The 13310-nt window shown below is 52.4% G+C and carries 15 protein-coding genes; 7 read left to right on the top strand and 8 right to left on the bottom strand.

Features of this window, described 5'->3' with window-relative positions; genetic code table 11:
• Positions 1-39: 39 nt before the first annotated feature.
• The 5 genes from pdxY to anmK all read right to left on the bottom strand — a co-directional run bounded on the left by pdxY (position 40) and on the right by anmK (position 4672).
• Positions 40-900: a pyridoxal kinase PdxY gene (gene pdxY / locus GA565_RS09270; RefSeq protein ID WP_152198213.1), complete on the bottom strand. Its 861-nt coding sequence runs from the start codon at positions 898-900 to the stop codon at positions 40-42.
• Between the two features lie 102 nt (positions 901-1002).
• Positions 1003-2277 (bottom strand): tyrosine--tRNA ligase, encoded by a 1275-nt coding sequence (tyrS, locus tag GA565_RS09265; RefSeq protein WP_152198212.1) that lies wholly within the window; start codon positions 2275-2277, stop codon positions 1003-1005.
• Between the two features lie 161 nt (positions 2278-2438).
• A complete protein-coding gene (gene pdxH, locus GA565_RS09260) occupies positions 2439-3116 on the bottom strand; it encodes a pyridoxamine 5'-phosphate oxidase (protein ID WP_152198211.1) in 678 nt (225 codons plus the stop codon).
• Positions 3117-3150: 34 nt separating this feature from the next.
• On the bottom strand, positions 3151-3477 hold the full coding sequence (locus GA565_RS09255; protein ID WP_152201394.1) for an MliC family protein: 327 nt from the start codon (positions 3475-3477) through the stop codon (positions 3151-3153).
• A 70-nt stretch (positions 3478-3547) separates the two neighbouring features.
• Positions 3548-4672 (bottom strand): anhydro-N-acetylmuramic acid kinase, encoded by a 1125-nt coding sequence (anmK, locus tag GA565_RS09250; protein WP_152201393.1) that lies wholly within the window; start codon positions 4670-4672, stop codon positions 3548-3550.
• Positions 4673-5036: 364 nt separating this feature from the next.
• On the opposite strand from anmK, the gene GA565_RS09245 reads away from it, so the two are divergent.
• Positions 5037-5510, top strand: coding sequence for a glycine zipper 2TM domain-containing protein (locus tag GA565_RS09245; RefSeq protein WP_055770303.1), 474 nt, complete (start codon positions 5037-5039; stop codon positions 5508-5510).
• Positions 5511-5665: 155 nt separating this feature from the next.
• Here GA565_RS09245 and slyA read toward each other — a convergent pair whose 3' ends face one another.
• Complete coding sequence (gene slyA, locus GA565_RS09240; protein ID WP_152198210.1) at positions 5666-6100, bottom strand: transcriptional regulator SlyA; 435 nt, start codon at positions 6098-6100, stop codon at positions 5666-5668.
• Between the two features lie 192 nt (positions 6101-6292).
• Here slyA and GA565_RS09235 point away from each other — a divergent pair, with 192 nt between their 5' ends.
• Genes GA565_RS09235 through GA565_RS09225 form a run of 3 tightly spaced genes read left to right on the top strand, consistent with a single transcriptional unit; the run spans position 6293 to position 9454 of the window.
• Complete coding sequence (locus GA565_RS09235) at positions 6293-6529, top strand: DUF1656 domain-containing protein (RefSeq protein WP_193311888.1); 237 nt, start codon at positions 6293-6295, stop codon at positions 6527-6529.
• A 6-nt stretch (positions 6530-6535) separates the two neighbouring features.
• On the top strand, positions 6536-7393 hold the full coding sequence (locus GA565_RS09230) for an HlyD family secretion protein (RefSeq protein WP_152198209.1): 858 nt from the start codon (positions 6536-6538) through the stop codon (positions 7391-7393).
• 9 nt (positions 7394-7402) lie between these two features.
• Positions 7403-9454: an FUSC family protein gene (locus GA565_RS09225; protein WP_152198208.1), complete on the top strand. Its 2052-nt coding sequence runs from the start codon at positions 7403-7405 to the stop codon at positions 9452-9454.
• A 6-nt stretch (positions 9455-9460) separates the two neighbouring features.
• Here GA565_RS09225 and GA565_RS09220 read toward each other — a convergent pair whose 3' ends face one another.
• A complete protein-coding gene (locus GA565_RS09220; RefSeq protein WP_152198207.1) occupies positions 9461-10357 on the bottom strand; it encodes an aldo/keto reductase family oxidoreductase in 897 nt (298 codons plus the stop codon).
• A 78-nt stretch (positions 10358-10435) separates the two neighbouring features.
• Complete coding sequence (locus GA565_RS09215; protein WP_152198206.1) at positions 10436-10675, bottom strand: DUF1289 domain-containing protein; 240 nt, start codon at positions 10673-10675, stop codon at positions 10436-10438.
• Between the two features lie 202 nt (positions 10676-10877).
• On the opposite strand from GA565_RS09215, the gene GA565_RS09210 reads away from it, so the two are divergent.
• From GA565_RS09210 to rnt, 3 genes are all read left to right on the top strand, one after another.
• A complete protein-coding gene (locus GA565_RS09210; protein WP_152198205.1) occupies positions 10878-11969 on the top strand; it encodes an alkene reductase in 1092 nt (363 codons plus the stop codon).
• Positions 11970-12093: 124 nt separating this feature from the next.
• Complete coding sequence (gene gloA / locus GA565_RS09205) at positions 12094-12501, top strand: lactoylglutathione lyase (RefSeq protein WP_226950934.1); 408 nt, start codon at positions 12094-12096, stop codon at positions 12499-12501.
• 92 nt (positions 12502-12593) lie between these two features.
• The gene (gene rnt / locus GA565_RS09200; RefSeq protein ID WP_152198203.1) at positions 12594-13292 is read left to right on the top strand and encodes a ribonuclease T; all 699 of its coding nucleotides are present in this window, start codon (positions 12594-12596) and stop codon (positions 13290-13292) included.
• The last annotated feature ends 18 nt before the right edge of the window (positions 13293-13310 follow it).

The following is a 13310-nucleotide window of genomic DNA, read 5'->3' as shown; positions in this document are numbered from 1 at the left end:
TTCACCCACCAAAGCGTGAAAAATCAGCCAACGTTTAGCTTAAAGCTTAACCGCCGGGAAGTGATGACCAGGATTAACAATCTTGTCCTGCGCGGCCACAACCTGTAGCTCATACTCCCCCATCGAATGGGTTGCCAGCATGACTTCATACACTGCGGCCGTTACGTGCTCTAACGCTTTATCCAGCGCCTCGCCCTTCAGCAAGTCCACCAGCAACAGTCCGCTGGTTAAATCGCCTACGCCAACCGGCTGACGCACGCCAAAATCAACCAATGGGCGATGAATGTGCCAGGCTTCTTCGGCGGTGACCAGCAGCATTTCAAAACGATCGCTGTGATATCCGGCGCGGCTCAGATGCTTGATAAGCACCACTTTTGGCCCTTTGGCGATCAGTTCACGCGCCGCCGCCACCGACTCTTCAACGTTGCTGACGGTGCAACCGCTGAGCATTTCCAACTCCAGCAGGTTTGGCGCAATTATATCGCAGTTCACCAACGCCAGCTTGCAGTGAAACTCGGCTACGCCAGGCGCAACAATGCAGCCCTTTTCAGGGTGCCCCATTACCGGGTCACAAAAATACCACGCGTTGGGATTCGCTTCTTTCACCTGTTTAACAATCTGCAGAATGTGTTCGCCCTGCTCTGCAGAACCGATGTATCCACTGAGCACCGCATCGCAGTCTTTTAGACGGTCAATTTCGGCGATTCCGCGCACAATGTCAGTCAGATGACTGGCTGGCATCACGCAACCGGTCCAATGGCCGTATTGCGTATGGTTGGAGAACTGAACGGTATTCAGCGGCCAAACGTTTGCGCCCATGCGGCGCATAGGAAACTCTGCCGCGCTGTTGCCTGCGTGACCAAAAACGGTGTGGGATTGAATCGAGAGAATATTTTTCATGCTGGGTCCGATGCCGACGTCATCAGCAATGATGGCGCAACGGGTAAGTGATATAACCCACGGGCGCAGAGGTTGAGCGCGCCCGTGAGTGGATTCAGTGAATTATTTCCAGACTGCCAAGCAGTAGTTCTTCTTGCCTCGGCGCAGCAGCGTGTAGCGATCAAACAGACGATCGTTGGCGCTGAATTTGTATTCAGGGTCAGCCTGTTTCTCACCGTTCACTACCACAGCATTGGACGTAATCGCGGTACGGGCACGGCCTCGGGAAGGCTCCAGCTCGGAGGTAACCAGCGCATGCTGCAAGTCAGCGTCACCTTCCAGCTCGATGGTCGGCATGCCGTCCTGCGCCAGTTGGGCGAAGTCAGCCTCGGTCATGTCACTCAGTGACCCGGAGAACAGGCTCGCGGTAATACGACGTGCCGCCGCCAGGCCCTCCTCTCCGTGCACCATGCCAGTAACCAGTTCGGCCAGCACGTACTGCGCGCGCGGTGCCTTACCGCTGTTTTTGTCTTCTTCTTCCAGCACGTTAATATCTTCGAGGCTCATGAACGTAAAGAATTTCAGGAAGCGGTAAACGTCGGCATCGGCGGTATTAATCCAGAATTGGTAGAACTTGTACGGACTGGTTTTCTTCGGATCCAACCACACCGCGCCGCCTTCGGTTTTACCAAATTTGGTGCCATCGGCTTTGGTGATAAGCGGTACCGTCAGGCCAAATACCTGCTTTTGGTGCAGACGACGGGTCAGGTCAATACCAGAGGTGATGTTGCCCCACTGGTCAGAGCCGCCGATTTGCAGCTCAACCTGATGCAGACCATACAGAGAAGAGAAATCGTAGCCCTGCAACAGGTTATAGGAGAATTCGGTGAAAGAGATGCCGCTGTCGTCACGGTTAAGGCGCTGCTTCACCGCTTCTTTGTTAATCATCTGATTCACAGAGAAATGCTTGCCGATATCCCGCAGGAAAGTCAGCACGTTCATGCCGCCAAACCAGTCGTAGTTGTTGGCAGTGATAGCGCTGTTCTCACCACAGCTAAAGTCCAGGAATGGCGAAACCTGCTGACGGATTTTTTCAACCCACTCATTCACAGTTTCGTTTGTGTTCAGCTTACGTTCGCTGGCTTTAAAGCTTGGGTCGCCAATAAGACCCGTTGCGCCCCCGACCAGAGCCACCGGCTTGTGGCCGTCGAGCTGGAAGCGTTTCAGGCACAGCAAAGGCACCAGATGGCCCAAATGCAGACTATCGGCGGTAGGATCGAAACCGCAATAGAGTGCAATTGGCCCTTGCGCCAGTCGCTCTGCTAACGCTTTTTCGTCCGTAACCTGGGCAATTAACCCCCGCTCCTGCAATTGTTGAATCAAGTTGCTGCTGGCCATCAAAAACTCCATCAATTCTGGGAAATAGTTTATCGAAATTAATAGTGCAAAAAAACGCGCCGACACCCTCTGCGGAGAGTATCCACGCGTTTGTCACGTAAGAGACATAGAATAAAGCGCTCGCGAGGCAAGCGCTAGGTTTTCAGACAACTTTTAGCGGCTTACGGGGCGAGACGGTCTATTTTCCAACCCGTTGTCGGGGAATTGACGTCACTGGCGCCTTCGCGCTGATAAATAAAGCGGTCATGCAGGCGATGTTCGCCACCCTGCCAAAACTCCATAGAGTCAAATTTAACGCGGAAACCGCCCCAGAAGCTCGGCAACGGCACCTCGCCCTGACTGAATTTCTGCTTAAGCTCAAGGAATTTGCTTTCAAGAATTCCGCGCGCCGAGATGCGCGTTGACTGCTGGGAAACCCAGGCGCCAATCTGACTGTCTTTTGGACGACTGGTGAAATACTTCATCACGTCCAGCGTAGGTAAACGCTCGGCCTGACCCAACACGATGACCTGACGGTCAAGCATGTGCCACGGGAAAAGTAGGCTAATGCGCGGATTCACCGCCAACTGCTGGGCCTTACGACTGCCTAGGTTGGTAAAGAACACCATTCCTTTTTCATCAAAGTGCTTGAGTAGCACGATGCGTTGATAAGGCTGACCGTTTTCATCCACCGTCGCCACGCACATGGCGGTCGGGTCAGGCAGCTTGGCCTCGCACGCCTGCTTGAGCCACCGCTCAAACAGCGGCAGCGGCTCAGCCGTCAAATCTTTGCGGCGCAGACCACCGCGAATATATTCACGTCGCAAGTCTGCGACATCAAATTCACTATTTTCAGCCATATAGAGTCAACACACAGTAATGAATGGGATGCGTTTATTTTGCTCCACTGTTCAGCAGATCACAATCATTGATGATGACGTCATCACCACGTTGCACCAGTGCCGCATTCCCTTTAGACCAGAAAGTATAATGGCCGTCGCTGTAGCGCGTGCCTGAGGCCGCCTCTACCTGCGGCAGGTGCAGCTGGATACCGTCGAGCACCAGTGAAACCTCACGCGCCGGTTTGTTGAGCGTGACGGTCAACGGCGTAGTGCCGCAGGTGTAATGGAGTACAGCTTTATCAGACTGTGCGGGTTTATGGTCCATCAGGCTACAACCCGAGAGCGCAACACCCGCCAGCGCCAGCAGCGCCGTTTTTATTTTTATATCCATAGACTCTTTCCCCTGTTTTATACGCCGAAAAGGCAGGTCAATCGTCGGTTATCTTAGCCTACTGGCGGGGAGTGTTTGAAAAAACCGGATAAATCGCACCCAGTACAGTCTCACGGCTGGCACCGGTGACCGAAGGCAGGTTGCCGGGCTTGCCAGAGAGCGTGCGAAATGCCAGCCAGGCAAAGGCCAGCGCCTCCATGTCGTCACCGCTGACGCCAAACGCATCGGTGCTGCTCACCTCGGTACCCGGCAGCATGGCCGACATTCGTGCCATCACTAACGGATTACGCGCACCGCCGCCGCACACCAACAGCCTGTCGCAACCTCCCGCAAGCTGTACCTGCTCGGTAATGCTGGTAGCCGTCAGCTCGGCTAGCGTCGCCTGCACGTCCTCAGGCGAGAGTGGATGCACCTGCGCCAGCTGTTTATCAAGCCAGGACTGATTAAAATACTCACGCCCGGTGCTTTTAGGTGCAGGCTCTGAGAAATAGGGGTCGGCAAGCATGTGCTGTAGCAGAGTCAGGTCGACGTGCCCTTCGCTGGCCCATTCAGCATTCTGGTCGTAAGGGCGTTGCTTATGTTGCCAAATCCAGGCGTCCATTAGCATGTTACCTGGGCCAGTATCATAGCCGCGAATCGGCTGTCCTGGCAGCAGCAAAGACAGATTGGCGATGCCACCAATGTTAAGGATCATCCGCCGCTCGGTAGGGTGCGCCAACAGCGCTTGATGAAAAGCGGGAACCAACGGTGCACCCTGCCCGCCCCAGGCCATGTCGCGGCGGCGAAAATCACCAATGGTGGTGATACCGGTCATCGCCGCAATGCGATTATTGTCGCCGAGCTGCATGGAAAAAGGGGTGTCGCCCTTGGGCTGGTGCCACACGGTTTGTCCGTGACAGCCTATCGCCGTCACTTCTTCAGCGGCAATGCCCGACTGCTTTATAAGACCTAGCACGGCTTCAGCAAATAGCTGCCCCAGCTGGGCGTCCAGCTCACCCACCTGCGCCAGCGTTACCGCCTGCCCCTGACACATACCGAGCACTGCATCTTTAATTGCCTGAGGTATGGGATGCAGATAACTTGCCTGCTGAGCCACCATCCGCTCATCAATTGCCGCCAGAACCACATCAACACCATCAAGGCTGGTGCCGGACATAACGCCAATATAACGGCCTGACTTCATTGATAGCATCTTTTGAACTCCCTCAGAAAAGCGGTAAGGATAGACGTTTAATAAAACAGAACTCTTCCAGCAACGCTATGTTTTACTTTGTCTTTTATCCGAGATATGCGACCTGCGTGCGTTTTTTGTCTGCGAAGTCGTCGCGCAGGCTGTCACAAAGAAATGATTTAGACCGGTTATTTTTTTGCTAATCTCGCAAAATTAAACCAACGTTTATTATTAGTTGATAGGCGTGTCTATAAGATAATCACCAGTTTGAGTTATGATAGTAGCTGACGCTATCTACAATGATGTTGAACTGTGTCCCGATTTCAAACGTCGAAGCGCCAGCAACGTCGGCGTGTAATTAAACAGGAGCTTTTTTATGATCAAGCGTATTCTCATCGTCGCTCTGATGGGCACTTCCCTCGCGGGTTGTGTTAGCGACAACGCACTGTCGGGCAATGTTTACTCAGCCTCTCAGGCGAAACAGGTTCAGTATGTAACTTACGGCACGCTGGTCTCTGTGCGTCCGGTACAAATTCAAGGTGGCGACGAAAACAACGTGATCGGCGCAATCGGCGGGGCTGTGTTAGGTGGCTTCCTCGGTAACACCATCGGCGGTGGCGCAGGCCGCAGCCTCGCAACGGCGGGCGGTGCTGTAGCCGGTGCTGTAGCGGGCCAGGGCGTTTCAAGCGCATTGAACCGCTCTAACGGCGTTGAGCTTCAGGTCCGTAAAGACGATGGCAACACCATCATGGTGGTGCAAAAAGCCGACAGCAATACCAAATACTATGTTGGCCAACGTGTCAGCATGGCGAGCAGCGGCAGCACCATTACCGTTTCTCCAAGCGTTTAACACCCCCGCAAGCATTGCTCGTCTTGACTGTAGACGTACGTTGTAGACAAAAGACGGGCACAAAAAAATCGGAATCCCTGGTAACAAGGTTCCGATTTTTTTTCAAACTCATATTCAAAGCAGCCAAAAAACGTGCGCGTTGCTGTTTGCTATCGTTAAGGTTTGTTCTGCAATGAAGAAATATTTTTTTCTAATCTGGCCAGCATTTCAAGCAGCAGAGTGATATCGGTAGAGGACATACCCGATAAAATTTCCTTGCGAGTATCGGTAATCACCGTTTCCATCTGATTGATGATAGGTGCAGCCTCGTCTGTCAGTTTAATACGTTTAGCGCGACGATCGCTGGCGCAGGTCTGACGGGTTATCAACCTCTTCTCCTCAAGTTGATCCAGCGTTCTGACCAAAGAGGGCTGTTCAATACCAATCGCCTTCGCCAACTGAATTTGTGACTGCTCAGGCGGCAACATATTGATGTTATGCAAAGTAACCCAATGCGTTTGCGTCAGCTCCAACGGCTTAAGTCGGTCGTCAATCAACGCACGCCAGACACGAACTAATCGTGCGAGATCTGACCCAAGATTCGATTCCAATGCACTCTCCTTATAATTAGCATGCTAAGATAACTCCCCAGAGTTTAGCTTAGTTCTCTTGTATTTAATCGTAAAATTACGAATCAAAAAACGTAATACCTTATACAATTAATCTGAGACGTGTGCCCCAAATGCCAATACGCACTTAGAAGCAGGTTATTTATAACACAACCCGATGCAGAGATTAATATTGTGATTGCCCAAATGTTCCATTCTGGTCCTTTTCTCCAAGATCTTGTCCTGGGTGCCTCCCTTTATTTCCCTCCTATTTTTAAAGCTTTTTTACTTGGGCTACTCATTTGGCTATTAATTCATCATCTGCTGCGGGACTGGATCTATTCTGGTGAGATATGGCATCCGACGTTGATGGATTTATCTCTATTTGTCATTTCAATATGCGCTGCACTGTTTCTTATCGTGAACGAGTAAAAAAAGATGAAATTTAAGACAATTAAATATTTTTCAACGATAGCGGTGGTTGCCGTCGCACTCTGTGCTGGTTGGTTGATGTGGAACTATTACATGCAGTCGCCGTGGACGCGTGATGGAAAAGTTCGCGCCGAATTAGTTGATATCACACCAGAAGTGTCCGGAAGAATCACCGATATTACGGTTCATGACAATCAATATGTCCATGTGGGAGAGGTTCTGTTTAAGCTTGACCCGGTGCCTTTCCAAATTGCGGTCGATAACGCACAGGCCTCGGTAGACAAAGCACAGGCCGACGTTGACAAGGCGAACCATGAGGCGCTACGCAGGCAAAAGCTGGGACGCGAGGTTATCTCCAGCGAGTCTCTGGATCAGTCCGTTCTGGAAGCCAAGTCAATGCAGGCGAGTCTTGCCTCTGCCCGGGCTGCGCTAGAACAGGCGCGCTGGAATTTAAGCAAAACCACAATATTTGCCCCAACAGACGGCTTTATCACTAACCTTCAGGCTCGCAAAGGTAACTATGCCTCCACGGGAACGCCCTTAGTCGCGCTCATCGATGCACATTCGTTTTATGTTTTAGGCTATTTCGAAGAAACAAAACTTAAACACATCAACGTCGGGAATCAGGCCGATATTATTTTGTATAACGGCAATATTCCACTTAAGGGGCAGGTTGAAAGTATTGGCCGAGCCATATATGACCAGAGCGTAGAAAGCTCAACCGGCTTATTACTTGATGTAAAACCGAATGTGCCGTGGGTGAGACTGGCGCAGCGCGTTCCGGTGAGAATAAAAATTGAGAATATACCGCTGAATTTGGTTTTAGTGGCGGGCACGACCTGCACAATTTCAATTCATTATTAAGGCAAACGCGTGAATCTCTCGTGGCTGGAATGGAAAAATACGCTGTGGGGTAAAGCAACGGCGGCTCAGTGGCGCTATGCGTTGCGTAATTCTATCGCCATGTGTCTCGCGCTGTGGATTGCCTTTGTGCTGGAGCTTGACGAACCTTACTGGGCACTGACCTCGGCCGCCGTGGTCAGTTTTCCCACCGTCGGTGGCGTGATAAGCAAAAGTATTGGCCGCGTGTTCGGCAGCGTACTCGGCGCGTCGGCGGCGGTCCTGATTGCCGGACACTGCCTCAATGATCCTTGGCTGTTCACGCTCTTTATTGCGGCGTGGTTAGGCTTGTGCACCTACGTGTCAAACCTCTATCAAAACAATGTCTCTTACGCCTTTGCGCTGGCCGGATACACGGCGGCCATCATCGCCTTCTCAACGGTTAACGTCACCGACACCGGCACCATTTTCGATATCGCGCAGGCTAGGGTTTGCGAAGTCATTACCGGAATTTTGTGCGGCGCCTTTATGATGATGGTGCTGCCCAGCACCTCCGACGGCGATGCGCTGCTGACGTCGCTGCGCAAGATGCATGTGCAACTGCTTGAGCACGCGCAGCTGCTGTGGCGCAGTGAAGTGACCCATCAGATCCGCGTGTCGCATGAAGGGGTAATCAATCAGATTCTGACACTGAATCTGCTACGCATTCAGGCATTCTGGAGTCACTACCGACTGCGCCAGCAGAATAATTTACTCAACTACCTGCTGCACCAGCAGCTGCGGCTGACCAGCTATATTTCCAGCCTGCGCAGGATGATGCTCAATTGGCCTAACCCACCCGAAAACCTTAATCAGGTTTTGGCTACGTTGCTCGAGCAGCTCCGCGAGCCTGATATGACGCAATATCAGTTAGCAAAAACCCTGACGCTTATTCGTCCACAGGATCCGGCCGACTACCGGCACCACGCATTTTGGCAGCGTCTACGCGATTTCTGCTGGCTTTATCTGCGCACCGAACACCTGTTACAGCAGGTCGAAAATGCCAATTTGGTTGCCGTGGAGCAGATACGAGCGCCGAAGGTCAGCCGCCTGACTCGCCACGCTGACAGCTACGAAGCAGCTTACAGCGGTTTTCGCACCTTTATTTGCATCGTGATTGCCTGCGCCTACTGGATTAACACGCAGTGGGATTCCGGCGCAGCGGGCGTGACTCTGGCGGCCATCGGCTGCGTGCTTTATTCCTCCACCGCCTCCCCCATCAACAGCATCACCCTGCTAACCAAGTCACTGGTTTTGCTGTTTATTAGCTGCTACATCCTGAAGTTTGGCCTGATGGTACAAATCAACGACTTTTGGCTATTTTGCGCCTTTTTATTGCCGATGCTCACCACCATGCAGCTGTGCAAATTGCAGTTGAAACGCTATGCCGCCCTTTGGGGACAGCTTATCGTGTTTGGTGGATCGTTTTTGGCGGTGACGAATCCCCCCACCTACGACTATCAATCCTTTATCAATGACGGGCTGGCAAAAATAGCCGGCATCATGCTGGCGGGAATAGCCTTTCAGGTGTTACGCCCCAGCTCGGACCAGCGCAAAAGCCGCCGCCTGATCCGCGCGCTGCGCCGTGATTTTATCGACCAGCTCAGCCGCAGGCCGCAGCTTTCACACTTGCAGTTTGAATCGCTGATTTACTATCGCGTCAACCTGCTTAACCAGAGCCAGGATCAGCTCTCTCGCACCTGGCTCCTGCGCTGGGGCGTGGTATTGCTCAACTGTAGCCACATCGTGTGGCAGCTGAGAGAGTGGGAAACGCGGTCAAATCCACTGTCCAAAGTGCGGGATATCTGTATTCACTGCCTGAAGGGGATTATGACCGAACGCGGAGTCAGTCATCAGCGCCTCGAGGCGAGCCTGGCCGAGCTGCAGCGTATTAGCGAGGTACTGGCGCGCCATCCGGATGCTTCTGCGCGCCAGTTGGCGGGCGTTATCTGGCGTCTTTATTGCTCGCTTTCACAGTTGCAGTCGGCGATAAATATTGAGGACGTGACAACAGGCCCTAGCGAGCCTGCGCCCAAACCTGCCTGATACTTTTTACGGTACGTCGTAACCTAACGCCGCCTTGCGAATGCGGAACCACTGCTGGCGGTCAAGATTAAGCGATAATGCCTCCCACGCGGAGACAACACGCTCAATCTTACCGGTGCCAAGGATAGGCAGTGGCTTTGAAGGTAAACGCATAATCCAGGCGTAAATGACCTGATCGATAGTCAGCGCACCGACCTCTTCGGCCACTTTTTGCAGCTCGTCGCGCAATGGCTTGAACTCTGCATCATTAAATATCCGTCCCTGCCCCAGACAGGACCAGGCCATGGGGTGGATGCGCGCCTGCTGGCAACTATCCAAAGTACCGTCAAGGATAGCCGGCTGGTGTATCGGTGAAATCTCGACCTGATTGGTCACCAGTGCAAACGGCAGCCTAGATTGCAGCAGTTGAAACTGTGCGGGTGTGAAGTTTGACACGCCAAAATGTTTCACTTTACCACTTTGATGCAGCGCGATAAGACCCTCTGCGGTATCGTCCGCGTCCATCAGCGGATCGGGACGGTGGATAAGCAGTAGGTCAAGATAATCGGTGTGCAAATTCACCAGCGAGCGCTCTGCCTGCGCAACAATGTAGGCTTTATCGGTAATGTAGTGGCCGATGCGATTACCCGGGGCGGCGGTGGTTGAAATGCCACATTTACTCACCAACTGCATCTTCTCACGCAGCGCCGGCTTCAATTTCATCGCCGCACCAAAGGCAGCCTCACACTGATAGTTTCCGTAAATGTCGGCATGATCGGCGGTAGTCATTCCCAACTCGACGTGCTGCTCGATAAAGGCCAACAGTTGTTGCGCTGTCATGCCCCACTCCATCAACCGCCAATATCCACAGATCATCGTGGAAAATTCCGGTCCTTGCGGTGCAATGCGCGTACGTTGTTCCATGCGATTTATTTCCTTATCTCGTTATTTAGCAGCAAGCATAGCTGCTTTCGGCAATTTTTTATTGATTTAAAAGGGATTTTAAAACAGAGAAGGCTGTTCAGGGGCGGGATCGTCAGAAGGCTTGGTCGCGCGTTTCAAACGCAGATAACGCTGGTGACAGAGCCGCAGTACGTGACGCTTTTCGACATCATTCATGTTCATCCAGCCAAAACGCTCCTCGCGGCTGCGAAAGCAACCACGACAAAAACCGTTAGGACCTGCCTGACATACACCACGGCACGGGCTGGGGATGTCAAAAAACTCAAGCTGCTGAGCCAAAATTCCTCCGCCTTAGTAAATATAAAGGATAAATAATTAACAAGTTGGATACATTTTATACCAGATCGACAGAAGTGATGCATCTCTACGTAGCAAAATGAGCTATCGAATGCGGGTCGGGTTGACCTAGACTGATCGGTCTATTAACGTGTAGGGATTATTCAGTAATCGACTAGTCTAATTTTTAGAGAAAGGATTAACCATGACCCAGCTTTTTACCCCCCTCATCGTCGGCAATAAAACCTTACCTAATCGCGTATTCATGGCACCGTTAACCCGCTTGCGCAGTATTGAACCGGGTGATATCCCGACGCCACTGATGGGCGAGTACTATGCTCAACGTCATAGTTCCGGGCTGATTATAACCGAAGCAACGCAGGTTTCTTTCCAGGCGAAAGGCTATGCCGGTGCACCGGGTTTGCACACGCCTGAGCAAACCGCCGCGTGGAAAAAAATTGTTGCGGGTGTTCATGCTAAAGGGGGCAATATTGCCGTGCAGCTTTGGCACGTAGGCCGTATTTCGCACACCAGCCTGCAGCCCGGTAATCTGGCGCCGGTCGCGCCTTCTGCTATTGCCGCAGGCACCCGCACCAGCCTGCGTGACGAACATGGCAATGCGGTTCGTGAAGATTGTTCAACGCCACGCGCACTTGAAATTGGTGAAATTCCGGGCATTGTTAATGACTTCCGTCAGGCGGCCGCTAATTCTCGCGAAGCAGACTTTGACTATATCGAACTGCACGCCGCCCACGGCTATTTGCTGCACCAGTTCCTGTCACCGGCCTCAAACGTGCGTGAAGACCAGTACGGCGGCAGCATTGAAAACCGCACTCGCCTGACGCTGGAAGTGGTTGACGCCACCGTGGCTGAAATCGGCGCTGAGCGCGTAGGCATTCGTATTTCACCGATGGGCCCATTCAACGGCCTGGACAACGGTGAAGATCAAGAAGCCGCGGCAGTCTATCTACTGGATGAGCTGAACAAGCGCAACCTGGCGTATCTACACATTTCAGAGCCAGATTGGGCAGGCGGCAAGGCTTATACCGAGGAATTCCGTAAAGTTATTCGCCAGCACTACAAAGGCGTAATTGTCGGCGCGGGTGCCTACACCGCTGAGAAAGGTGAAGAACTGATTGAGAAAGGGTACATCGACGCCGTTGCTTTCGGCCGCAGCTATATCGCTAACCCAGACCTGGTTGAGCGTTTAAAAAGTCATGCCCCATTGAACGCCCCACAGCCAGAATCTTTCTACGGCGGCGGCGCACAGGGTTATACCGACTACCCAACGCTGTAAGGCATCCCCTTTTTATTTCCACGTTGATTACAGACTGCGCTGTTGGGCGCAGTCCTAAAGACAAAGCAATTTCATTCAGTTAGTCTAGTATTCAAGAGATTTTAACTGGAAATCAGAGGAAATTATGCGTTTACTCCATACCATGCTCCGCGTTGGCGACATGCAGCGCTCGATTAAATTTTACACTGAAGTGCTGGGCATGCGCGTACTGCGCACCAGTCAAAATACCGAATACAAATATGATTTGACCTTCGTTGGCTATGAAGACGAAAGCAAAGGTGCGGTCATTGAATTGACTTACAACTACGGCGTTGACAGCTATGACCACGGTACCGCATTCGGTCACCTGGCGCTGGGCGTTGATGACGTGGCACAAACCTGCGAAGACATTCGCAACGCGGGCGGCAGCGTAGTGCGTGAGGCAGGCCCGGTTAAAGGCGGCTCCACCATTATCGCCTTCGTTGAAGACCCAGACGGCTACAAAATCGAGCTTATCGAGTCCAAACACGCCGGTCAGGGTCTGGGCAACTAAACCCTTTTCACATCGTGACTTCGGGGCGCTAATTCAGCGCCCTTTCTTCTATTTGCTTCTCCCTCCTGCATCTGGCTCAAAAATTTGCCATAATGCGCGCTGAATTCGTTAAAGATAAGATAAAGATGGCTGACAAAAGTGACATTAACGCCCTGAAAGGTCGTTTCCGTGGGTTTTATCCCGTGGTAATTGATGTAGAAACCGCCGGGTTTAATGCCCAGACTGACGCCCTGCTTGAAATTGCAACCGTAACCTTGCGTATGGACGAAGACGGATGGCTGCACAACGACGAAACGCTGCATTTTCACGTGGAGCCTTTTGAGGGATCGATTTTGCATCCTGAAGCGCTGGCCTTTAACGGCATCGACCCAACCAATCCCCTGCGCGGTGCGGTGAGCGAGTACGATGCACTGCACGCCATTTTTAAAGCTATCCGCAAGGGAATGAAGGAGCAGGACTGCAATCGGGCGATTATTGTTGCGCACAACGCCAATTTCGACCATAGCTTCCTGATGGCCGCGGCCGAACGCGCGGGCCTAAAGCGCAACCCTTTCCACCCGTTCGCCACGTTTGATACTGCGGCGTTGAGCGGGCTGGTGCTGGGGCAAACCGTGCTGGCAAAAGCCTGCATTAGCGCCGGGATTGTTTTTGACAGCGCGCAGGCGCACTCGGCGTTGTACGACACCGAGCAAACTGCAGAATTGTTCTGTGAACTGGTCAACCGCTGGAAACGTTTAGGCGGCTGGCCACTGCCGATCGCCGCAGAAGAAACCGGCGACCCGGAGCAATAAGCTCGGCGGGAATAAAGT

This window comes from Rouxiella sp. S1S-2 (assembly GCF_009208105.1).
Lineage (GTDB): Bacteria > Pseudomonadota > Gammaproteobacteria > Enterobacterales > Enterobacteriaceae > Rouxiella.
Note: the sequence above shows the minus strand (reverse complement) of the source record. Positions and strands in the feature narration are given on the sequence as shown.

What these genes read in the sequence shown, in the direction of transcription:
- GA565_RS09220 (WP_152198207.1), bottom strand. Translation starts at nt 10,357, where the DNA reads ATGGAACAACGTACGCGCATTGCACCGCAAGGACCGGAATTTTCCACG.
- GA565_RS09230 (WP_152198209.1), top strand. Translation starts at nt 6,536, where the DNA reads ATGAAATTTAAGACAATTAAATATTTTTCAACGATAGCGGTGGTTGCC.
- tyrS (WP_152198212.1), bottom strand. Translation starts at nt 2,277, where the DNA reads ATGGCCAGCAGCAACTTGATTCAACAATTGCAGGAGCGGGGGTTAATT.
- gloA (WP_226950934.1), top strand. Translation starts at nt 12,094, where the DNA reads ATGCGTTTACTCCATACCATGCTCCGCGTTGGCGACATGCAGCGCTCG.
- GA565_RS09210 (WP_152198205.1), top strand. Translation starts at nt 10,878, where the DNA reads ATGACCCAGCTTTTTACCCCCCTCATCGTCGGCAATAAAACCTTACCT.
- pdxH (WP_152198211.1), bottom strand. Translation starts at nt 3,116, where the DNA reads ATGGCTGAAAATAGTGAATTTGATGTCGCAGACTTGCGACGTGAATAT.
- anmK (WP_152201393.1), bottom strand. Translation starts at nt 4,672, where the DNA reads ATGAAGTCAGGCCGTTATATTGGCGTTATGTCCGGCACCAGCCTTGAT.
- pdxY (WP_152198213.1), bottom strand. Translation starts at nt 900, where the DNA reads ATGAAAAATATTCTCTCGATTCAATCCCACACCGTTTTTGGTCACGCA.
- rnt (WP_152198203.1), top strand. Translation starts at nt 12,594, where the DNA reads ATGCGCGCTGAATTCGTTAAAGATAAGATAAAGATGGCTGACAAAAGT.
- GA565_RS09245 (WP_055770303.1), top strand. Translation starts at nt 5,037, where the DNA reads ATGATCAAGCGTATTCTCATCGTCGCTCTGATGGGCACTTCCCTCGCG.